We start from the raw sequence: 22,310 nt of genomic DNA on the forward strand, positions 1-22,310 counted from the left end.
GACTCCGCTCCGGCCCCGCCTAGAAACCGTCGCGGTCGGTCGCCTTCAGCAGCATCTGCAGCCCGCGCTGCGGCGCCCCGTTCAGCCCCTGCGGCATCTGCCGCAAGATCTCGACCGCCGCCGCGTACTGCCCGCGCGCCTCGTAGGCGTCGAGCAGCGCCCCGTTGCGATACGAGCGCATGCCCTTGCTGATCGCCATGAAGGCGCGGTGGGCCCCCGCCTGGTCGCCGAACTCGCTCATCACCTTGCTCACCTCCTCGAGCACCACGTCCGGGTAGCTCTCGGCGCGGGCCTGCTCGATCGCCTGGTCGAGCAGCGTCTTCGCCACGTCCGTCAGCCCGCCGCGGAACGCCAGCCCCGCCAGCTGCTGCACCGTGTGGCGCCGCTTCGGCAGCTCCTCGCGGGCCCGCGTGAACCACTGCTGCCATTCGCCGTGCTTCGGGTCGAGCGCCGTCAGCACGCCCACGCGGGCCTCGAACCGCTCGCCCGCGTCGGTCGCCAGCTTCTCGAGCTTCTCCGCCACCTCGAGCCGATCCAGCGTCGCCGCCACGCCGGCCAGGTCGCGCAGGAACTCGCCCTCGCCCGCCTTGTGCAGCTTGGCCGCCGCCTTGACGATCTTCTCGAAGTGCGGCCGCGCCTGCTCCGGGGCCACGCGCGCCAGCGCCAGCAGGTGCGTCGCGCAGCTCGGGTGCTTCGGCGCCAGCTCGGCGGCGAGCGCCTTCTCGGCCCGCGCCGACTCGCCCGCGGCCGCCATCGCCGTCACCAGCCGCGACTGCGCCGCCGTCGTCGAAAGCCCCTCGCTCGCCGCGATCCACGCCTCCGCCTCGTCCCAGGCCTTGAGCGCGATGAGCCGCGCCAGCCCGCGGTCGAGCAGCGAGAACTCGCTGGCCGCCCCGCGCGCCTTCATCTTCTTCAGCAGGTGCTTCAGCTCGGCCACCGACGCGCGCGGGCAGATCGTCGAGAACGCCCGCGGTGTCTCCGTCCACGACGGCTCCTCCTTGCCGTCGGCCAGCACGTCGATCGCCTCGCGGATCCTGCCGACCGCCGTCAACGCCTCGGCGATCGGGCGCCGGTTCTCGCTCGCGTTGTTCTCCGGATCGGCGCCGGCGACCGCCGTCTCCAGCAGCGCCTCGCCGCGTTCGCGCTCGCCGAGCAGCACCCAGCCGGCGCCGATCATCGCCTGCGGCGGCGCCAGCGAGCGCTGCTTGGCCTCTTTCTTCTTCAGCAGCTTCTCTGCCTCGCCCAGCCAGCGGCGCAGCGTGCCCGTCTGCACGTCGGTCAGCGGCGGCCCGGCCGTGCGCCACGCCAGCGCCGCCACCACCACCTCGCCGCGGGTCGACGCCGCGAACCACGGGTCCTCCCATGTCCACCAGCCATCGGCGCTGTCGACCGCCGCCGCCGCGCGCTCGAACATCCCCAGCACCATCGACCGCTCGGCCAGCTTCCGCCGGTAATCATTGCCGTGATAGCTCTCGCCGATCCCCTGGACCCCCTTCTCGACCAGCGCCGCCACGTCGTCGAGCGTGCCGCCCGGCGGCAGCTCCTTCGACTTGGCCGCGCGGACCGGCGCCGCCTTGCCCTTCTTGGCCCCGAACTTGCGCTTGAACCCCGCCGGCGCCGCCTTGTCGGTCGCTGCCGAAGCCGCGTCGGGCCACACCTTCGCCTCGCCCCAGCGCCACGGCCACGCCCACTTGCGGCCGACGACCCACGCGATCTTGGCGTCGACCTCCTCCACCGTCGCGCTCGCCTCCGGCGGCCCGATCACCACCCCTTCGGGCAGCGCCGCCGCCACCCGCTCGCCGTCGAGCGGGAACGCCGGGTTCCAATCCCACGACTCCCCGTAGTCCTCATCGCCGAACATCAACGGGCTCTCGCCGTCGGCCTCGACCGCCGGCAAGAACCGCCCGATCTCCGCCCCGTCGCGCTCGCGCAGGAACGCCAGCCCCTTCGACGTGTGGCTGACCAGCACCCCGTCGCCGTAGCTCACCCCACCGCTCGGCTCGGCGATGTCGAGCCGCAGCGTCGGCGTCTCGCCGAGGTCCCACAGCTGCAAGCGACCATTCACCGAGATCGCCGCCGCCTTGCCGTCAGGGCGCCACGCGAAATCGTACGAGCCTTGCTCGTCCTCGTCCTCGTCCTCCGCGGTCGCCAGCGCCGGCGCGTCCGGGCTGTAGCGGTAATTGCCCCCGTCGTAGATGAAGATCCCCGGCTCCGCGCCATACGGATTGCCCGGCGCCACGATCGCCGCCAGGCGCGACCCGTCGCGCGAATAGAGCAGCGACGCCGCCCCCACGTGCATCGGCAGCTTGCCGTTCGGCTGCCCCGTGCTCGCGTCGTAATAGACGATCCCCGCCGGGTGCATCGCAAACTCGCTGCCGTCGGGCGAGAATGACACCGGTGAGTGGGCCTTCTGCTCCCACAGCAGCTTGCCTGTCCGCGAGTCGAGCGCGAACAGCTGCGACCACCCGCTGTAGCCGATGATGCGATCGGAGTGCGACCAGTCGACCCCCTTCATCGGCTGCAGCCGCGGCTCCGAGTTCGGATCGCTCGGGTCGGACAGGCCCGCCGACTCGCACCACCGCGGCTTCGGGCTGCGCCCCGTCAGCGGCACGATCGCCCCCAGCGCCAGGTTCGGCCCCCAGCAGGCGATGTACACGTCGCGGCTGTTCGACGACCACGCCCACGACGGCGGCCGGCTCCACCCGTCGGTGACGTACGCGCATGAATCGGGCTGGCCGCTGGCCGCGAACGGATCGAAGCTGCCGACCCCGTTGGTGTCGAACGCCAGGCCGACGCGCTTGCCATCGGGTCGCCATTGCACGCAGTCGCCGTAGTCGGGCCAGCCGACGCCGCCGTGGATCCGCAGGATGTTCACGCAGCGACCGGCGCGCACGTCCCAGATCTGCAGCACCCCGCCGCGCTCGTAGTCGGCCCCGACCCACGACCCGGTGGCGAGGAAGCGCCCGTCGGCCGACAGCGCGCTCCACTCCGGCACGACGTCGTGCCCGTGCGCGTGCCCCAGCGTCGCCAGCTCCTGCACCCGCGCCGTCGCGGCCCGGTGCGCCGCCGTGATCCCGTGCGCCGCCTCGTGGGCGTACAGCGCCTCGCGCAGCGGCGGCAGGTCGCGGTCGGCCTCGAACGCATCCCACGGCAGCGCCTCGATCGCCTTCGCCAGCGCCGGCCCAGCCGCGTCCGCGTCGAGCCCCGCGAATTTCGAGACCACCGTCGTCGCCGCGGCCGGCTTCGCCGCCGCGTCCTCGCCGGCCAGCACCGCCATCAATTCATCCTCGCCGAGCACCATGATCCCGAGCCGCCCGGCCGCGTCGATCTTGCTGCCCGCCTTCTCGCCGGCGAACAGGATGTGCGTCGTCTTGCCGACGCTGCTCCCGATCTTGGCCCCGAGCGCCGCCAGCTGCTTCTCCGCCTCGGCGCGCTTCAACTTCGAAAAAGTCCCCGTGAGGACGACGGTCTTGCCGCGGACTTCGATGGCCATCGCCTCCGGGTCTACCCGTTTTCGCGCCCTCGATCCATCACCGGAGGAACCCTGCTCGGCGCCAGGTCGCGCCCCTCGGTCTCGCTCGGGCGGATCCTCTGCCGCGCTGGCACCGATGCCGCCGCCATTGCCTGTCGTTGCAGGCTGCCGCTGCGGCCCGCGGTGCATCGCCCACGACTTCACGGGATTCATCCGCGTCGCCGCCATGACCCATGTCCGGATCTCGACCGGTTACCCACAGCCCAACGGCAAACTCGAACGCTGGCACGAGACCTACAAGTCCACTGCTTTGCGGCCCGCAGCACCCACGACGATCGAAAAGGCCCGCCGCGGACGCGGCGGCGTCAAAACGCGACGACGCAGCGCACCGTGCCATACTCGAAAAATGCCTCGCCTGCGCATTTGCGTCCTCGTCCTCGCCGCGTGTGGTCCGCTCTCCGGCGACGGCGGCACGGACACGACGGACACCGAGGAGGGCCCCGGCATGTGCGAGGTGCTGCCGGGCACGGCGATCCACACGGCGACCTTCACCGACGCGACGACCCACCTGTACGCGCCGGATCAGCTGGTCGCCGACCAAGCGTTCGTGTACTTCGCCGACGGACGGGCGATCCACCGCGTGCCTCGCTGTGGCGGCCCGGCAGAGCTGTTGATCGCCGACGCGCGGCCGTTCAACGACGGCCTCGCGCTCGCCGATGGCACGCTCTTCTGGATCGCTGGCGACGACGGCACGGTCGGCCCGCGGATCTTGAGCGCGCCGGCGGCTGGCGGCGCGCCGGTCGTGCTCGCCGAGTTCGCCGGTTACGCCCACCGGCTCCGCGTCGACGGTGAGACGGTCGTGTGGAACACCGCGGTGTCCGGGTTCCCCGACGAGTCGCAGCTGCTCGCCGTCCCTGTCGACGGCGGCGAGACCCGGGTGCTCGCGCGTCACCGCCACGGCTGGGACTTCGACCTCGCCGACGGGGTCGTCTACGCCGCCGGCTACCTCCCGGAGTCCGACCCGGCCGCGAGCGACCGCCTGCTGTTCGCGCTGCCGGTCGCCGGGGGTCCGCCGAGCGTGCTGGTCGAAGGCTTCGGCGACGAGCGCCCGACCGGGGTCGAGGTCGGCGAGCACGTGTACTACTTCCGGACGCAGGGCACCGACCCCATGGCCATCGAGCGAGTCTCGCGGACCGGCGGCGCGCCGCGAGTCCTCGACCTCGGCGGCGCCGCGCTCCCGGGCGAGCTGCTCCACGCGGGCGGGCAGCTCTACGGGGTCCACGACAGCGGCGCCGTCGTGCGCATCACCGACGGCATGCCGCCCGACGTGCTCTGGACCGCCGACGCGATGGCCGTCGCGGGCCCGGTGTTCGGGGACGGCGGTGGGCTGTTCATCGCCGACTCCGCCGTCCGCTGCGTCGAGTGGTACACGGACCCATCGGGCGAACCGCCGGGCATGAGCTGCGTGCGCGAGACGATCGACGTCCGGGTGCTCTCGCTCGGCCGCTAGGCGGCCTGCCTGAGATAGATGCGCGGCCGAAGACGCGGGGCCTGGAGAGCTGGGTGACGGCGCGTCCGAAGACGCGGGGCCTGGAGAGCTGGGTGACGGCGCGTCCGAAGACGCGGGGCCTGGAGAGCTGGGTGACGGCGGGCACGGAGCGGCGGAGCGGGTCCCTCGCCGCGGCGGGGCCCTCCCAGGCAACGTGCTCGGCGCCCTCGGGCTTCGATGGCGACCTGTCGCTTGGGACAGGTTCGTGTGCACTTCGCGGACGATGGCGCCTGCGCGCGGTTGCCTGCGGCCGCTCCCACCTGCGTCCCACTCCGCCGCTCCGTGCCCGCCTGCGGAGGGCGTCGCCGGCCCCGCTTGTCGCCGCGCGGGTAGCCTCACCGAGCAGCGGCGGATGCGGCGCGACCGACTGCGAAAACAAATTTCGCAGGTTGTGAGCCATGCAGACGAGGCGCAACTAGCCACGCCTGCGGCCGACGCGAAGGACCCAACGCGTCCACGTCCGTGGCCCACGGCGGCCGCTGCCGACCCAATAGCCCGACACTCCGACGAATCCACGGACTCGTCGGAGTAAGCCAATCCTCGCCCTGGCGAGCGCCAGGGCGAGTTCCCCCCGATCCGTCGCGAACGGACCGCGGAGCTCTTGCGAATGCGCGGACCCGGATCCCGCATCGATTCACGACAGCCGCCACGCTGGCGACGATTCCTACCGCCGATGCACGACCACCGGTATGTAATCGACGATTCACGCCGACCGCCGACGCGCCGGTTCACGACAGCGCGACCGTCGATCCTCGGCCTCCGAACACGGCCTTCTGCGGCCGCGAGGCGCTTCAGTTCGCCGGACCGGCCTCGGCGCCCTCGCAGGGCACCGCCTCGACGTCGCCGGTCTCGTAGCAGACCCCCTCGACCTCGTCGTACACCATCTCGCGGACCGCCGACATCTGCTCGGCCTCGACCCCAGGGCATTCGACGCAGTTGTTGCAGACGGACGGCGGCTCCTCCCGCTGGCAGAGGGGCGCGTTGCAACAAATCGCCTTCGCGGTCTGCGAAGCCAGACCGACCCCGCCGAACGCCAGCACCACAGCCATCAGGGACCACATTTGAGTCAAACGCATAGAAACCTCCAAAGTGTACCGCCGTCCCCGACCCATTCGAGCGACGCGGTCCTCATGAGATTCGCAGAATGCAGCGAGGAGTCAAGACCTGTTCGCGACCCGTTGCCTGCAAAATGCTTTTGAAATCACGCCAACAGGCGGCAGCGAGCGAAATCCGCGAGTTTTCAAATCACGCCATTGCGCCGAGCGAACGCCGCGATTTTTGAAATCACGCCACCACGACGCCCCGATCGAAGCCCCGATTTTTGAAATCACGCCATCACGCCGCCGCGAGCAAAAGCCGTGCTCCTCACGCATCCGCGGCCGAACGGCGAATCCGCCGACGGCACGCCGTTCCTCGCTCTCGGCGGTCGCACCGCGGCCTCGTCACCCCAACCGACGGCATTCGGACCTCCGCTTGCCTGAACCAAAATGCGCATTGAGAAGTACCCACATTCTCCCCTCGTCGACGCGTGTACGACCGCCGCCGACGGCTCGCACCCGGGAATCCTCTCAGGCTCATGCGCTCCACAGTTCGGCCCCCGCAAACTCACTGCATTGCCCACCCATATTTCGAAGTCTCGACCGAACACCCGCGACGACCGGCCTGGCTCTCGCGCCATGTCGCTTGCGCGACGCGGCTCCATTCTCCGCACGTTCGTTTTTGCGCCTTCACTAAAATTAACGACCCGACACCCTTAAGGACCCCCTCTTCCAACGAAGATATGCCCCATATCCCCGTTCTTGCGGCTCTACGTCCGCAAATCCGGCCTGGAGCCGAACTGGAGGTCGTTCAGTTTAACTTGCAAGGCATCTTTTTTAATGGATTCCTCCACGCAGCATGTCCCCTCGCCTCGCCTCGTACGTCCCGCTCGCGGCCGCCCTCGGGCTGACCCTCGCGCCGCGCGGGGTCCTGGCCGCTCCTTGCGCGGATCTCCCGAACCCCGTCATCGGCATCGGCGGCAGCGCCAGCAAGCCGCTGCTGGCCAAGGTCGCGGCCGCGCTGCACGCCATCGACGACCCGATCGACCTCGTCTACCAGAGCCCCGGCGCCTGCTTCGGCATCACCTACTTCGTCGACGGCACCAAGATCACCGGCACCGCCAACTACTGGGACGCTGACGGCGCCGAGCAGACCTGCGACCTCGCCCTGACCGGCACCGAGCCCGATTTCGGCATGCTCGGCGTCAAGGGCACCCTGTGCGAGGGCGTCGACGCCATCCCCGACGGCATCGCCGAGTTCCCGGGCCCGATCACCTCGTGGAGCCTCATCGCCTCCAACAACTCGAGCCAGACCACCATCAGCGCCGCCGCGGTCTACTTCGTCTACGGCTTCGGCGCCGCGCTCGGCCAGGTCGCCCCGTGGACCGTCGACGCCGAGCTTTACAGCCGCAACGCCACCTCGGCCGCGCTGATCGCCATCGCCCTCGGCGCCGGCATCCCGCCGACAAAGTTCAAGGGCAACGACGTCGGCACCAACCAGGCCATGATCTCGGGCGTCGGCCAGTCGGTCAACCCCGAGGCCGCGCTCGGCTTCGTCAGCACCGAGGTCGCCGACCTCAACCGCGACACCGTCCACACGCTCGCCTACCAGGCCCGCGACCAGACCTGCGCCTACTGGCCCGATTCGACGGCCACCGGGTTCGACAAGCGCAACGTCCGCGACGGCCACTACGACCTGTGGAGCCCCTACAACTTCTACGCCCCGGTCGGCGGCGACGGCGTGATCACAAACCCCGAGACCCGCCGCCTGGTCGGCTTCTTCACCGGCGAAGAGCCGCTGCCCGATGGCCTGCCGCTGCTCGACATCATCATCGACAACGGCACCATCCCGCAGTGCGCGATGCAGGTGTGGCGCGACGAGGAGATCGGGCCGCTCTACAGCCTCCAGCCCGACGCGCCGTGCGGCTGCTACTACGAGTCACGGGCCGCGGGCGGGACCGACTGCCACGCGTGCGCGGGCGACGGTGACTGCTCTGCCGACGCGCCGGTCTGCCGCCACGGTTACTGCGAGGTGATCTGACCCTTGCGACCTGTCCCTCGCGCCATCCGCCAAGCCTCCAGGAGCCCCATGCCCATCGCCTCCCTCCCCGCCCGCGCCCTCGTCCTCGCGCTCGCCGTCGGCCTCGTCGGCGCCTGTTCGAACGAGCAGGTCCAGCCGCCCGGCGACGACACCGACGACCCCGCGACCTCGGCCACGCCGACCAGCAACACCACCGACCCCGGCACCACCACCGAGGACCCGACCGGGACCTCGACCAGCGAGGGCTCGACCACCGACGAGCCGACCGACCCACCCACCAGCACCACCGGCGACCCCGCCGAGTGCGAGACCCCGGAAGGCTGCTGGAGCTGCCCGCCCACGACGCACAAGCAGCACCTGAGCGCGTGCTCCGACGCGACCTGTGAGCCCTTCCCCAACACGAAGGACCGCCTCCCGCTGCTCAAGGACGACGGGACGCTGCCGCCGCTGCCGTGATCTTCTCTCGACGCACCCACCCCGTGGCCTGGCTCGGCGCGCTGGTCCTGGCGTACCCGCAGGTCGCCGCCGCGGCGCCGTCGGTCTCGATCGAGATCGAGGACGAGGACGACGCGCCGCCGCCCCCGACAAAATCACCGAGGCCGACACCCGCCCCGACGTCGCCGAGCAACCCGCCGACGTCGCCGCCGAGCAACCCGCCGACCCCGAGCAAATCACCCTCGTCCCCGACGACCTCGACGGCGCCGGCGACTGCGAGCAAATCACCGACGACCGCGCCGGCGACGCCCGCGAACCAATCGACGTCGCCTGCCGCACCCCCACCGGCGCCGGCAACCCCGGACCTCGACGCCGTCCCGATCGAAGAGCCGGTCGCCGAACCACCGCGGCAGCCCGACCCCGAGCTGACCGGGCTGCGCGAGCAACTGGCGGCAGTGCAGGCCCGCCTCGACACGGTGGAGAACGAGCGCCGGGTCGAGAAGGCCGAGCACCTCAAGTCCCGCGCGCGCAACCCGTTCGTGCGGGTCGGCGACGTCGGCCGCGCCGAGATCGCGCCGACGCACATCGGCTTCGGCCCCGGCGCGGGCGTGTCGCAATGGGGCGTGCGCCTCAGCGGGTACATCCAATCGCAGTACCAGTGGAGCCAGCTGTCGGAGGACCAGATCCAGCAAGGCGGGGCGACGCTCAATCAGAACCGCTTCATGGTCCGCCGCGGCCGCCTGCGGATCAGCGGCGACTGGAAATGGGTCGCCTTCGACTTCGAGCTCGACGGCAGCACCACCCGCGGCCCGTTCGTCGGCGTGCGCCAGGCCAACCTGAGCTTCGTCTGGCGCAACCCCGACGCCGCCCGGCCGCCGTACCTGATGGTCACCGCCGGCCTCACCGAGGCTCCGTTCGGCCACGAGCTGCGCCTCGGCCAGCGCGAGATGATGTTCATGGAGCGCTCGCTCGGCTCGCTGGCGTTCTTCCCGGGCCCGGTCGACGTCGGCGTGCGCGTGCGCGGCGGCATCGCGGCGTTCCGCTACGACCTCGCGGTCATGAACGGCACCCCGCTCGACGACCGCGCCGGCGCCCGCAACACCACCGACCCGACCCGCGCCCCCGACTACATCGGCCGCTTCGGCTTCGCCGCTCGCCCCGGCAAGCACGCCCTCAGCGGCGGCGTCAGCCTGCTCTATGGGACAGGTTTCCACCGCGGCAGCCAGGCGACCAAAAACCGGCTCGAATGGAGTGACCTCAACGAAAACGGCGCGATCGACACCGGCGAATTGGTGGCAGTGCCCGGCCAGGCCGCCACGCCGTCGCTCAATTTCCGCCGCTGGGCCGTCGGCGCCGATTTCCAGGTCGGCCTGCGCTCGAAGGCCGGCTGGACCCAGATCCTCGCCGAGGGCACGATCGCCAGCAACCTCGACCGCGACCTCATCGTCGCCGACCCCGTGGTCGTCGGCGCCGACCTGCGCGAGCTCCACGGCTACGTCGCAGTCATCCAGGAGCTGTTCGGCCGGGCCGTCGTCGGCGGCCGCTACGATTATTACGACCCCAACACCGACCTGCTCGACCGCCGCCGCGGCGAGTTCGTGCCGAAGGCCGCCGCCATCCACACCATTTCGCCGATCGTCGGCGCCCTCCTGCCGCCAGGGTGGATCCCCGGCGTGCGCGGTCGCCTGGTGCTGCAGTACGACGCCGTGCTCGACGCCCTCGGTCGCGACAGCCGCGGCGTCCCGGCCAACCTCAAGAACGACCAGTTCATCGTCCGCCTGCAGGGGGAATTTTAATCAAATGCGCGCGGCGCTGCTCGCATTGTTGTTTACCGTCGCCTGCACCGGTGAGGTCGAGCAGCAGCTCGGCCTCTTCGAGCCGATCCGCGTGCCCGACGGCGAGCTGCTCGACGCCGAGCCGCCGCTCGTCGCAGCGGGCCCGAAGGTCACGTCGCTCGACACCTCGTCCGGCATCCTCACCGTCGGCCAGCGCGATCGCCTGCTGAGCGGCCGCACGACCGAGGATGCCCACGCGATCGCGGTGCGCTTCGCCGATCTCGGCAGCGGCTGGTGGGTGCGGCCGGTCCAGGACAAGAACCCGATGTACCCCGGCGAGCGCGACTTCCAGCTCCGCCACGACATCGGCGGCGGCGCCCCGCCCGGCGTGCACACCCTGCTGCTCGCGGCGATCGACGAGGCCGGCCGCTGCGGCCCGGCCTTCGAGCTCGAGGTGTGCGTCCGCGACGATCGCCTGCCCGACAACCTCAACGCCTGCGACGCCACCATCCCGCCGCCCGCGCTGGTGATCACGCTCGAGTGGGACCAGGACGTCGACCTCGACCTCGTGGTCGAGACCCCGGGCGGCAAGCGGATCGCCCACGCCACCCCGACCTCAGGCGAGAAGATCGACACCGAGGTCCCGGCCGGCGTCGTCAAGGACCCGACCACCGGCAGGCTCGTGCGCGACAGCAACGCCGGCTGCGCCATCGACGGCCGCAACAGCGAGTCGGTCGTGTTCCAGGAGCCGCCCGCGCGCGGCACCTATCTGATCTACGCCGATCTCTACGACGCCTGCGGCGCCCCCGGCACCCTGTTCTCGGCCGCCGTCTACCGCCGCGTCGAGCGCGAGGACGGCACCTTCGCCCTCGTCGAGGACGCGCGCACCGGCGGCGCGCTCGTCGACCTCCAGGCCACGGGAGGCGGCAAGACCCCGCTCTACGTGATGGCCAGCAAGCAACCGTGAGGACCGTGCCTTATGAACGTCGTCGATGAACTGATCAAGATCGCCCTGCTCGGCGCGACCTGGGTGCTCTACTTGCTGTTCGCCCTGTCGGTGCTGTCGATCGCGGCGATGGTCGAGCGCGGGCTGTTCTTCCGCAAGAACCGCGCCGGCGGCGAGCAGCTGCGCCAGGACCTGCTGGCCGCCATCGCCGCCCGCGACGAGGACCGCATCGACGCCGCCCTCGCCGGCAGCAAGACGGTCGAGGCCGAGGTCCTGCGTCAGGCCATGCTGTTCAAGGAGGGCGGCTCGGCGGCCTTCCTCGACGCCGTCGAGAGCGGCCTGGCCTCGGAGCGCGCCGGCCTCGATCGCGGCACCGTCTTGCTCGGCACGATCGGCAACAACGCCCCGTTCGTCGGCCTGTTCGGCACCGTGCTCGGCATCATCGAGGCGTTCTCTTACCTCGGCACCGGCGACCAGTCGGCCATGGGCAACGTCATGGGCGGCATCTCCGAGGCGCTGGTCGCCACCGCCGTCGGCATCTTCGTCGCCATCCCCGCGGTCATCGGCTTCAACGTCGCCCAGAAGAAGGCCGGCGAGCTCGAGAACAGCGTGCTGGCGCTGGCGCGGCTGCTGTCGGCCTGGCTCAAGCTGGCCGAGGCGCGCGCCGAGGCCGAGGCGCACGACCCCGACAACCTGGCGCGCCTGCCCGCGCGCGCGGCACGTCGCCCGCTGGAGCCGATCCGCAGCGGAGGCGCGTAGGCCATGGCCGGCACCACCGACACCGGCGGCCGCCGCCGCGCCCCGATCGCCGCCATCAACGTCACCCCGCTGGTCGACGTCATGCTGGTGCTGCTCGTCATCATGATGGTGTCGGCGACCTACATCGTGTCGCAGACGCTCAAGGTCGAGCTGCCCAAGACGGCCACCAGCGACGGCAAGACCGCCACCGTCGCCGCCGTCACCATCACCGACGCGCACGCGCTCTACCTCAACAAGCAGCCCGTCGACGAGGCCGCCCTGGTCACCGGCCTGCGCGGCCTCTACGCCGCCGACAAGGCCATGACGCTGGTCGTCAGCGCCGACGAGCGGGCCGACCACGGCGCCGTCGTGCACGTCCTCGACCTCGCGCGCGTCGAGGGCATCACCAGCTTCGCCGTCAACGTGGAGCGCAAGAAGCCATGAGCGATCGGCGGCGGCTGACGGCCCGCGCGGTCTACGTCATCAGCGCGCTGTTTCACGGCGCGCTGTGGCTGGGCGTGCGCAGCGTCGACAAGCCCGAGCCGCCGCCGCCGCCGCCGATCGTCATCAAGGTCACCGAGCCGCCGCCCGAGCCCGAGCCACCGCCGCCCGAGCCCGAACCACCGCCGCCCGAGCCGATCGCCGAGGCCCCGCCGGCGCCCGCGCCCGAGGCCCCGCCGCCGCCCGCACCACCTGCCCCGAAGGCCAGGAAGGCCGAGCCCAAGCCCGCCCCGGAGCCCGCGCCCGCGAGCCCGCCTGCGGCCCCGGAGGTGCCCGAATTCGGGGTGCCGATGACGAACGCCGGCGGACCCGGCGGCCTGTCCGTGCCGGCCGGCGACCCCGGCGGCAGCCCCGGCGGCGGCGGGGCCAAGCGCGAGAAGGTCGAGACCAAGACGCGCTCGCTCGACCCCAGGCCCAAGAAGGCTGCCGCCGACAATTGCGAGGAGCCCGAGGTCAAGCCGAAGCCGCTCGAGCTGCCGCAGCCGCAGTACACCGAGGCCGCGCGGGCCGCCGGCGTCGAGGGCAAGGTCCGCGTCCAGCTCGAGGTCAAGGCCGACGGCAGCGTCGGCGCCGTCACCGTGCTCGCCTCGCTCCACCCCGACCTCGACGCCGCCGCCAAGGTCGCCGCAAAGGCCGCCAGGTTCGAGCCCGCGACCCGCTGCGGCAAGCCGGTCGCGACCACGCTCACCATCTCGATCAAGTTCACGCTGTGACCGTCGGCGCATGGCTGCCCGTTTCGACATGTCCCTGAAGCCATCCTCGCGCCGCGAGCCCGCGCCTGTCCGTTCGCGCATGTCCAAGAAGACAGCCGCGAGCGAGGACCTCGACATGTGCTCGAGGACAGCCACTCGCACGAGCTCGTCGTCTGTCTTTTCGCACATGTCCCTGAAGACAGCAGTTTCCACAATCCTGGCGGCGCTGCTGGCCCTCGCCCCGACGGTCGCCGCCGCCCACGCCTGGGCCCCGCCGGCGCCGCAGCTGACCCGCGCGCCCGAGCTGGTCGAGTTCGTCCCGGCCGACTACCCCGAGAGCGAGAAGGCGGCGGGGCGCCAGGCCGCGGTGACCTTGCGGCTGCACCTCGACGAGACCGGCGCGGTCCACAGCGCCGAGGTCACCGAGTCGGCCGGCCCGGCGTTCGACGCCGCCGCGGTCGCGGCTGCCCTCAAGTTCAGGTTCAGCCCGGCCGAGGTCGACGGCAAGCCGTCGGCGATCAAGCTCGCCTACCGCTACGTATTCGAGCTCGCCGCCGCCGTCCCGACCACCGCCGCCTACCACGGCGTGATCAAGCGCCGCGGCAGCGGAGCGCCGGTGGCCGGCGTCACCGTCACCGTCAGCCTCCCTGGCCTGGCCGCGCCGGTCGTCGCCGTCACCGACGCCGCCGGCGAGTTCCGGTTCAGCGACCTGCCCCCGGGCACAGCCACCGTCACCCTCGCAGGCGATCGCCTGCCCGCGCTCGAGCTCACCGAAGCGCTCGAGTCGGGCAAGGAGCACGACCTCGCCTACGAGGTCTCGCTGGTCGACCCCGAGCCCGCGGCGCCGAGCGGCGACGACCTCGAGATCGTCGTCGTCGCCCCGCCGCTGCGCCGCGAGGTCGTATCGACGGCCGTGCGCGCCGAGGAGGCCAGCAAGGTCCCTGGCACCTCCGGCGACGTCCTGCGCGTGGTCGAGAGCCTGCCCGGCGTGGCCCGCAGCGCCGCCGGTGCGGGCCAGTTGATCGTGTGGGGCGCCGCTCCGCAGGACACCCGCGTCTACGTCGACGGTGTACCGATCCCCCGCCTCTATCACGAGGGCGGCCTGCGCTCCGTCATTCATCCGATGCTCGTCGAAAGCATCGAGCTCGTGCCCGGAGGATACGGCGCCGCGTTCGGCCGCGGCCTCGGCGGCATGGTCTCGGTCGGCACGCGCACGCCCGACGGCAAGCGCGTGCGCGGCCGCCTCGCCGCCGACACCCTCGACGCCTCCGCCGTCGTCTCCGTCGCCCTCGACAAGCGCGAGCGCGTCCGCCTCGCCGTCGCCGTGCGGGCCTCCTATTTAAAACTGTGGGCCGACCGCTTGCTCGACCCATCGGCCCGCGCCTTCTTGCCGATCCCCCGCTACGGCGACGGCCAGCTGCGCCTCGCTATTAAACCTTCCTCGCGCGACCGCATCGAGATCGTCGGCCTCGCCAGCGGCGACCGGTTCGCGCGAGGGATCCCCAGCGCCGACCCTGCGCTCGCCGTGCTCGACCAGCGGCGCCTCGATTTCGGCCGCGTCTACGCCCGCTGGACCCGCGACTACGACGGCGGCGGCAACCTCACCGTCACCCCCTTCGTCGGCTACACCCGCGCCGCCCAGGTCAGCAGCTACGGCGACGTCGCCACCTCGCTCGCCTCCTCCGGCTGGCTCGTCGGCGTGCGCGCCAATCGGCGGCTGCGCGCCGCTCGCTGGCTCACCTTCGACGTCGGCCTCGACGCCGAGGTCAACATCACGCAGCTGTCGCGCCGCGGCTCGCTCGGCCTGCCCGCGCGCGAGGGCGACATCCGCGTGTTCGGCCAGCCGCCGCCCGACCAGATCGGCGGCGACGACTGGCAGACTACCTCGGTCGGGCTCGCGCCCTACGCCCAGGCCGAGCTGTCCTTTTGGTCAGGCAAGCTGCGCGTCCTGCCCGGCCTGCGCATCGATCCTTACGCGCGCAGCGTCAGCCGCCGCAACCCGCCGGCCAGCGGCGTCCCGGCCGTAGGTCTGTTCGAGCAGGACTTCGCCGTCGAGCCGCGCTTCGCCGTCGTCGGCGAGCCGCACTGGCGCGTGCAGCTGCGCGGCGCCACCGGCCTCTATCGCCAGATGCCCGCGCCCGAAGATCTCTCGGCGGTGTTCGGCAACCCGCGCCTGCCGACCTCGCGGGCGCTGCACACCGTCGTCGGCGCCGCCGTCAAGTTCACCCGGACCCTCTCGCTCGACGTCACCGCCTTCTTCACCCGCAGCAATCGCCTGGCGATGCGCAGCCCGGTCGACTCGCCGCTGCCGGCCCAGGGTCTGGCGCCTCTCGGCAGCGGCCGCTCGTACGGGGCCCAGTTCCTGCTGCGGCAGGAGCTGTTCAAGGGCCTGTTCGGGTGGGTCGCCTACACCCTCATGCGCTCCGAGCGACAGAACGGCCCCGACGCGCCGGTGCGCCTTTCCGACTACGACCAGACCCACATCCTCACCGCGGTGCTCGCCTACGCCCTGCCGCGCGGCTTCGAGGTCAGCGGCCGGTTCCGCTACGCCACCGGCTTCCCGCGCACCCCCGTGGTCGGCGCCTACCATGATTCGACCTTCGACCGGTTCCAGCCGGTGTTCGGCGCCCACAACTCGACGCGCATCCCCGCCTTCGTCCAGCTCGACCTGCGGATCGGCAAGCGCTTCGACATCGCCAGGACCCACCTCGACGTCTTTTTGGAAGTGCTCAACGCCTGGAACCGCAAGAACGCCGAGGAGATCGCCTACTCCCCCGATTTCGCGGTCCGCGATTACATCCGCGGCTTCCCCGTCCTACCGGCCTTCGGCCTGCAGTGGGAGTTCTGATGAGATGTCCGATGAGACATGTTTCATCACGCAGTCGGGTCTTATGATGTCCTTGAGGACATGTCTTATGCGCCACCTGCTCGCCGTCGCCCCGCTGCTCGCCTGCGTGCCCGACCTCGAGGTCGACCTCGCCCGCGTCGACGCCCCGCGCGTGCTGGCCGTGCGCGCCGAGCCGGCCGAGGTCGTACCGGGCGAGCCGGTCGCGCTGTCGGCCCTCTACGTCGACGCCAGCGGCACCCTCGTCGACGGCCCGCTCGAGTGGGCCTTCTGCGCCGCCCGCCGCCCGCTCGCCGAGCTCGGGCCGGTCAGCCGCGCCTGCCTCGAACGCGAGGGCGACGCACTGCTGGCTCTCGGGACAGGTCTCTCCGTCACCGCACCCGCGCCCGCGCCCGGCTGCCGCCTGTTCGGACCCGAGCCGCCGCCCGCGATCGGCGACCAGCCGGCGGGGCGCCCGGTCGATCCCGACATCACCGGTGGCTACTACCAGCCATTGCGCATCGTCGCAGGCGACGACGACAGCGACCTGACGCTGTTTCAGCTGCGCATCACCTGCGGCCTGGCCGGCGCCGCCCAGCAGCAGTCGGCCGAGTACCGCGCCCGGGCCCGGCCCAACCGCGCACCGGCGGTGGTGGCGGTCGAGCGCGACGGACAGGTCATTGCCGCCGACGCGGTCACGAAGGTCAAGCCCGGCGGCGCGCTGCCGCTGCGCCTGGCCTGGGCGACATGTCCCGAAGCACCGGTGTGCGGCGATTCCATGTGCACCCTCGACGAGGCCGCCGCCAGCTGCCCCGCCGACTGCGGCGGCCCGCTCGGCTGCGGCGGCGCCGAGACCTACCTGCGCTTCGACCCGACCACCCTGGAGCTCGTCACCACGCGCGAGGCGATCCGCGTGGCCTGGTACGCGACCGGCGGCCGCTACGACGCCGCTCGCACCGGCCGCGCGCCCGCCGAGGCGGAGGCGTTCAGCGACAACGTGTGGACCGCCCCCGACGCGCCGGGCGACTTCACGCTGTGGGTGGTGCTCCGCGACGACCGCGGCGCCGCCGACTGGCGCGAGCTCGCCGTGCGCGTCGAGTGACGCTCACTCACGTCCTCCAGGACATGTTTTCCCATTAAAAACATCAGGCCGCCGCATTGGCGCTGCCGGGCGGAACTTCCATTAAACTCGGGCCCGCGATGTCCGGCCCCGTCATCCCGCACACGAAGATCCGCGACACGAAGGATTGTTCCTGGACCGCGCGGTTGCTCGCGCGCCTCGTCGTGCCCGAGCTGACGGAGGACGAGCAGGACGAGATCGTGATCACCCTGCAGTTCCTCGCCGATCCGCGCGCGGAGGCCCCGCTCGTCGCCATCTTCGCCGATCGCACGCGTCCTGAAGCGCTGCGGAGCGCGGCCGCGTCGGTCTTGCGCGCCGGCCGGGGCCTCGATCGCCGCACACTGACCGGCCTGATCCGCGACGGCGATCCGGTCGAGCAATGGCAGGCGATGGTCGCCATGGAGCACGACGAAGCGGGACTCGTCGCCACCATCGCCGCCGATCCCGGGCACTCGCTCCATCGCGCGGCGATCCATACGATGGCCTGGGGCTTCGAGGCGCCGCGGTTTCAGGCGCTGAAGATCGCCGCCCTCGCGCACCCGGACGCGCGCGTGCGCGAGGCCGCTGCCGAGACCCTGTTGTGGGACGAGCCGGTCGCCGCCGAGGTCCCGTTGCTGCGCGCCCTCGACGATTCAGTCGACGCCGTGGCGATCGCGGCCGCGCAGGCCCTGGCCTATTACCCGACCCGGCGGGTCGTGCTGCGCCTCGCCGAGGTGCGCGCCGCCGCGGGCGAGCGCGGGCAGGCGGCCGCGAAGGCGCTCGACAACCAGGACTCGTTCGCGGAAGCGCTGCAAGGACCGGTCGGCGCCCGACGAACCGACCTGCTCGCCTGGATGAAGCCGGTCTGGGACATCCTCGCGCTGACCGAGGACGACCTGCAGCCGTCGGCCAGCGAGCCGACGTCGGCGCCCAGGCCCGTGCGCCAGCCGCTCGACGCCGCCCGGCTGCTCCGCGACCTCGCCGATCCCGACGGCCCGTGGGGCGACAAGCTGCGCCGGCTGCGGGCCGAGCCCTCGCTGGTCGGCCCGGCCGATCGAGCGCGGCTCGTGCCCTTCCTCGTCGAGCACCCCGACCCGCGAGTGCGCGGCGCGTGCGGGCACCTCCTCGCCGCGTGGGGCGAACAGGCGGCGCTGCTCCGCCTCGTCGGCGATCCGCGCCCTGCCGTGGCGAGCCATGCGATCGATTGGCTGGCCAAGACCACCCCGGACGCCGCCGTCGCGCAGTGCGCCCGGGACTACCTCGCGCGTCCGTGGGTCGCGGGCATGGACGCAGCCTACGCGCTGACGACCTGCGTGGCACATACGCCGCGCGCCGAGGTCATCCCGCTCCTGACGCGGCACGTGCTCGAAGATCCGCGCGAGGCTGTCCGCCTCCGCGCCGTGGAAGCGCTGATCGAGCTGCAGGCCGCGCCCGCCCTCGCGTCGCTGCTGCCACTCCTCGAGGCGCCCCCCCGCGTGCACTGGGGCGTGCACCTGGCCTTGCTGAGGGCCTGCGGCGAGCTCGCTCTCGACGCCTCGCGCGGCCTCGATGCTCTGCGCGACGTCGACAACGCCGACGTACAAGCAGCTCTGGCGCGCGCGCCGTGACGGGCCACGAAAGCGCCCCGGCGCCCGCGACATCGCGGACCCCGGGGGCGCCGAATCATCACACCGCGATCACACCGGCCCGTAGTTGCCTGACACGCTCAGCAGCCCCGCCTCGAAGCGGTTGCTGCCGGTCGCGTACCACACGCTGTCGTTGTCGCCGCCCGGCCCGTACCACACGATGTCCGTGTCGCCGTCGCCGTCGAAGTCGCCCGGCACGGCAGTGAACCCGCCGATCACGTTCCACGCCGTCCCGTCCTGCCGCTTCGGCTGGCTGCTGCTGAAGCTGCGCGCCGCCGTGCCGTTCCACAGGTTGTCGGGCGCCTCGCCCGGCGCGTACCAGAAGATGTCGTCGCGCCCGTCGCCGTTGAAGTCGCCCGCGAACGGCAAGTAAAGGCCCGCGACATTGGTCGTCGTCGTCTTGTCGAACGGCACGTTGGTGCTGGCCCGCCCGTACCACACCGCCTCGGGCAGCTCGACCCCGCCGTACCACAGGATGTCGGTGCGGCCGTCGCCGTCGAAGTCGCCCGCGACCGGCAGGTAGTTGCCGTCGACCGTGATCGGCACGTTGTTGAACTTGTTGCCGCCGAGCCCGTACCACACGAAATCGTCGGCGCCGCCGGGCGCGTACCAGAACACGTCGTCGAACCCGTCGCCGTTGAAGTCACCGGCGATCGGCTGATAGTCCATCCCGCCGACGTTGAACACCGCGCCGCCGCTGGTCTTCGGCGTCGACTTGGTGAACCCGCCATTGGCCGTGCCGTTCCAGATCGCCTCGGGCAGCTCGCCCGGCGCGTAGAAGAACACGTCGCCGCGGCCGTCGCCGTTGAAGTCGCCCGCCACCGTGAAGTACAGCGATTGCACGTTCGGCGCGAACGTCTGGTTGAACCCGCCGGCCTCCTTGCCGAGCCACAGCGGATCGGCGCCGTCACCCGCCTGATACCAGAAGATGTCGTCCGCGCCGTCCCCGTTGTAGTCGCGGTTGCTCGACTGGCTCGCCCGCTTGAGCGGCGGCTTCGGCGGCTCCGGCGGCTCCGGCGGGGCCGCGCCGCACGGACCGCCGCCCGGACCGCCGCCCCACCACTCCCAGTGCCACGGCTCGCTCGGCACCGTGCGCTTGAACCCGTAGCTGGCCCCGTGGGCGTTCAGCCACGCGAGCACCCCCGACGACGAGGTGTTGAGATCGAGCGCGTGCCCGCTCTGGTGATTGCTGTAGCCCGGCTTGGCGGCGATGTTGCAGTTGTTGCACGAACAGGTCTGGTAGCAGTTCCAGAAGTACTCCTGCTCGGCCATCGTGCGGAAGCCGCTGCCCACCGTGATGTGCACCCCGCCCGCCGCCGCCGCCTGCTGCATGACGTAGAACGCGTTCGCCGTGGCGATCTGGACCGGCTCGCCGTCGACCGTCACCAGCTCGATCTGGAACGGCACCCCGTCGACGTAGCCGGTCGCGCTCGAGGCGGCGCAGCTGATCCCGGCCGCCGGCCGGTCCTCGCTGGTGTACTCGCGGCCGTGCTCGTGGCCGTCGGGCAGGCCCTCGGGCGCGCCGGCCGGGTCCTCGGCGTCGGCCGTGGTCTCGGCGTCGGCCAGGTCGTCGACCTGCTCGGCATCGCAGGCGCACAGGGCCGCCGCCGCCAGGGCGGGCCGCAGGAGCTTCATTCGCAGGGAATTACCATTGAACATGGAATGCATGGTCGTCATCTCCACCGATTGTCGGGCCGCGAAGGTGCGCGGCGCTATCAACATTGCAAAGGTTGTTTCGCGTGACTGTCAGACCGGCCCGTAATTGCCGGACACGCTGAGGAGGCCGGGCTCGAAGCGGTTGCTGCCGGTCGCGTACCACACGCTGTCGTTGTCGCCGCCCGGCCCGTACCACACGATGTCCGTGTCGCCGTCGCCGTCGAAGTCGCCCGGCACCGCCGTGAACCCGCCGATCACGTTCCACGCCGTCCCGTCCTGCCGCTTCGGCTGGCTGCTGCTGAAGCCGCGCGCCGCCGTGCCGTTCCACAGGTTGTCGGGCGCCTCGCCCGGCGCGTACCAGAAGATGTCGTCGCGCCCGTCGCCGTTGAAGTCGCCGGCGAACGGCAGATACAGGCCCGCGACGTTGCTGGTGGTCGTCTTGTCGAACGGCACGTTGGTGCTGGCCCGCCCGTACCACACCGCCTCCGGGGCCTCGCCGCCGCCATACCACAGGATGTCGCTGCGGCCGTCGCCGTCGAAGTCGCCCGCGACCGGCAAGTAGGTGCCGGCGATCGTGATCGGCACGTTCTCGAACTTGTTGCCGCCGAGCCCGTACCACACAAAATCGTCGGCCTCGCCCGGCGCGTACCACAGCACGTCGTCGAACCCGTCGCCGTCGAAATCACCGGCGATCGGCTGGTAGTGCATGCCGCCGACGTTGAACACCGCCCCGCCGCTGGTCTTCGGCGTCGACTTGGTGAACCCACCATTGGCCGTGCCGTTCCAGATCGCCTCGGGCAGCTCGCCCGGCGCGTAGAAGAACACGTCGCCGCGGCCGTCGCCGTTGAAGTCGCCCGCCACCGTGAAGTACAGCGATTGCACGTTCGGCGCGAACGTCTGCGTGAACCCGCCGGCCGCCTTGCCGAGCCACAGCGGATCGGCGCCGTCGCCCGCCTGATACCAGAAGATGTCGTCCGCGCCGTCGCCGTTGTAGTCGCGGTTGCTCGACTGGCTCGCTCGCTTGAGCGGCGGCTTCGGCGGCTCCGGCGGCTCGGCCGGCACCACGCACGCGCCCTGGGCTTGCAGGATCTGGATGTCGGCCCCGTAGTAGAAGCGGAGGATCCCGCTGCTGTCGCGGCCCTTCTGCTCGAGGCAGCGCGCGCCCCACTGCGACATGCAGCCGCGATTCTGCCCGTAGCCCGCCGAACCGAGCGGGAACACGTAGCCGAGCGTGGTCTGCGAGACGCCCTGACCGCTCTTGCCGTCGTTGAAGGTGACGTACTTCTCGGTCGCCGCGACCGAGCCGTTGGCGGTGTCGATGCAGCTCGACTGCGGCAGGTTGGGATCGCCGGCGACGTAGAAGCCGTAGGTCAGCCAGCCGTTGTGAGACAGGTACTGCCCCGCCGTCTCGGCCGCGGCCTCGTAATGGATCGCCTGCGGCGCGATCCCGCAGGAGTAGACCTGACAGCCCTGGCTGTCGCAGATCGTGCCGTCATTGGCCATCGCGTAATAAGCGACCGAGCGGGCCGCGATCGCCTGGGCCTTGAGCGCCTCGAAGTCGGCGCCGCCGTTCTCGCAGGCGATGACGCGCGGGATGTAATCGGTCTCGGTGGCACGATTGACCCCGGCGACGTTGATCGTGCAGTAGGCCGCCGGCAGCGGGGCCTGGATGCTGCCGGCCGCGGGCTCGCTGGGCTGGACGAGGTCCGCCATGCCGGGCTGCATGCCGCGCGGGTCGCCGGGCTCCTCGCCCTCGGCGAGGTCGACATCATCATCCAGAGTGTCGACGGCGTCGGCGGCCATGTCAGTACAGGCGCCGACGAGGGCCGGCAGCGTGAGGAGGGCGAGGACGGCAGCGCCGCGGGCGGGCCGCGAGGAATCGGTCGAGACGAACATGCGTGGGACTCCTTGGGGTGACTC

General features: G+C 71.5%; 15 protein-coding genes. 11 read left to right on the forward strand and 4 right to left on the reverse strand.

Annotation, left to right across the window (positions count from 1 at the left end; translation table 11 throughout):
- Window positions 1-19: 19 nt before the first annotated feature.
- Window positions 20-3,493 (reverse strand): WD40 repeat domain-containing protein, encoded by a 3,474-nt coding sequence (locus POL25_RS07590; RefSeq protein WP_272085240.1) that lies wholly within the window; start codon window positions 3,491-3,493, stop codon window positions 20-22.
- A gap of 385 nt (window positions 3,494-3,878) precedes the next feature.
- On the opposite strand from POL25_RS07590, the gene POL25_RS07595 reads away from it, so the two are divergent.
- Complete coding sequence (locus POL25_RS07595) at window positions 3,879-4,982, forward strand: TolB-like translocation protein (protein WP_272085241.1); 1,104 nt, start codon at window positions 3,879-3,881, stop codon at window positions 4,980-4,982.
- Window positions 4,983-5,812: 830 nt separating this feature from the next.
- On the opposite strand, the gene POL25_RS07600 is transcribed toward POL25_RS07595, so the two are convergent.
- On the reverse strand, window positions 5,813-6,097 hold the full coding sequence (locus POL25_RS07600) for a hypothetical protein (protein WP_272085242.1): 285 nt from the start codon (window positions 6,095-6,097) through the stop codon (window positions 5,813-5,815).
- A gap of 820 nt (window positions 6,098-6,917) precedes the next feature.
- Between POL25_RS07600 and POL25_RS07605 the strand changes: the two genes are divergently transcribed.
- From POL25_RS07605 to POL25_RS07650, 10 genes are all read left to right on the forward strand, one after another.
- Complete coding sequence (locus POL25_RS07605) at window positions 6,918-8,099, forward strand: hypothetical protein (protein ID WP_272085243.1); 1,182 nt, start codon at window positions 6,918-6,920, stop codon at window positions 8,097-8,099.
- Window positions 8,100-8,147: 48 nt separating this feature from the next.
- A complete protein-coding gene (locus POL25_RS07610; RefSeq protein WP_272085244.1) occupies window positions 8,148-8,555 on the forward strand; it encodes a hypothetical protein in 408 nt (135 codons plus the stop codon).
- Entirely contained in the window at window positions 8,552-10,330 is a 1,779-nt protein-coding gene (locus tag POL25_RS44175; protein ID WP_272085245.1) for a porin, read from the forward strand. The genes POL25_RS07610 and POL25_RS44175 overlap by 4 nt, the downstream gene beginning before the upstream one ends.
- A gap of 4 nt (window positions 10,331-10,334) precedes the next feature.
- The gene (locus tag POL25_RS07620) at window positions 10,335-11,276 is read left to right on the forward strand and encodes a hypothetical protein (RefSeq protein ID WP_272085246.1); all 942 of its coding nucleotides are present in this window, start codon (window positions 10,335-10,337) and stop codon (window positions 11,274-11,276) included.
- A 12-nt stretch (window positions 11,277-11,288) separates the two neighbouring features.
- Complete coding sequence (locus POL25_RS07625) at window positions 11,289-12,014, forward strand: MotA/TolQ/ExbB proton channel family protein (RefSeq protein WP_272085247.1); 726 nt, start codon at window positions 11,289-11,291, stop codon at window positions 12,012-12,014.
- 3 nt (window positions 12,015-12,017) lie between these two features.
- Window positions 12,018-12,437, forward strand: a complete 420-nt coding sequence (locus tag POL25_RS07630; protein ID WP_272085248.1) for an ExbD/TolR family protein — start codon at window positions 12,018-12,020, stop codon at window positions 12,435-12,437.
- Window positions 12,434-13,207 (forward strand): energy transducer TonB, encoded by a 774-nt coding sequence (locus tag POL25_RS07635; protein ID WP_272085249.1) that lies wholly within the window; start codon window positions 12,434-12,436, stop codon window positions 13,205-13,207. The genes POL25_RS07630 and POL25_RS07635 overlap by 4 nt, the downstream gene beginning before the upstream one ends.
- A 166-nt stretch (window positions 13,208-13,373) precedes the next feature.
- Entirely contained in the window at window positions 13,374-16,034 is a 2,661-nt protein-coding gene (locus POL25_RS07640; protein WP_272085250.1) for a TonB family protein, read from the forward strand.
- A gap of 4 nt (window positions 16,035-16,038) precedes the next feature.
- Window positions 16,039-17,112, forward strand: coding sequence for a hypothetical protein (locus tag POL25_RS07645; protein ID WP_272085251.1), 1,074 nt, complete (start codon window positions 16,039-16,041; stop codon window positions 17,110-17,112).
- A gap of 98 nt (window positions 17,113-17,210) precedes the next feature.
- Complete coding sequence (locus POL25_RS07650; protein ID WP_272085252.1) at window positions 17,211-18,716, forward strand: hypothetical protein; 1,506 nt, start codon at window positions 17,211-17,213, stop codon at window positions 18,714-18,716.
- Window positions 18,717-18,785: 69 nt separating this feature from the next.
- Here POL25_RS07650 and POL25_RS07655 read toward each other — a convergent pair whose 3' ends face one another.
- Window positions 18,786-20,369, reverse strand: a complete 1,584-nt coding sequence (locus POL25_RS07655; protein WP_272085253.1) for an FG-GAP-like repeat-containing protein — start codon at window positions 20,367-20,369, stop codon at window positions 18,786-18,788.
- Between the two features lie 111 nt (window positions 20,370-20,480).
- The gene (locus tag POL25_RS07660; RefSeq protein WP_272085254.1) at window positions 20,481-22,286 is read right to left on the reverse strand and encodes an FG-GAP-like repeat-containing protein; all 1,806 of its coding nucleotides are present in this window, start codon (window positions 22,284-22,286) and stop codon (window positions 20,481-20,483) included.
- Window positions 22,287-22,310: the final 24 nt, after the last annotated feature.

The organism is Nannocystis bainbridge, assembly GCF_028368995.1.
Lineage (GTDB): Bacteria > Myxococcota_A > Polyangia > Nannocystales > Nannocystaceae > Nannocystis > Nannocystis bainbridge.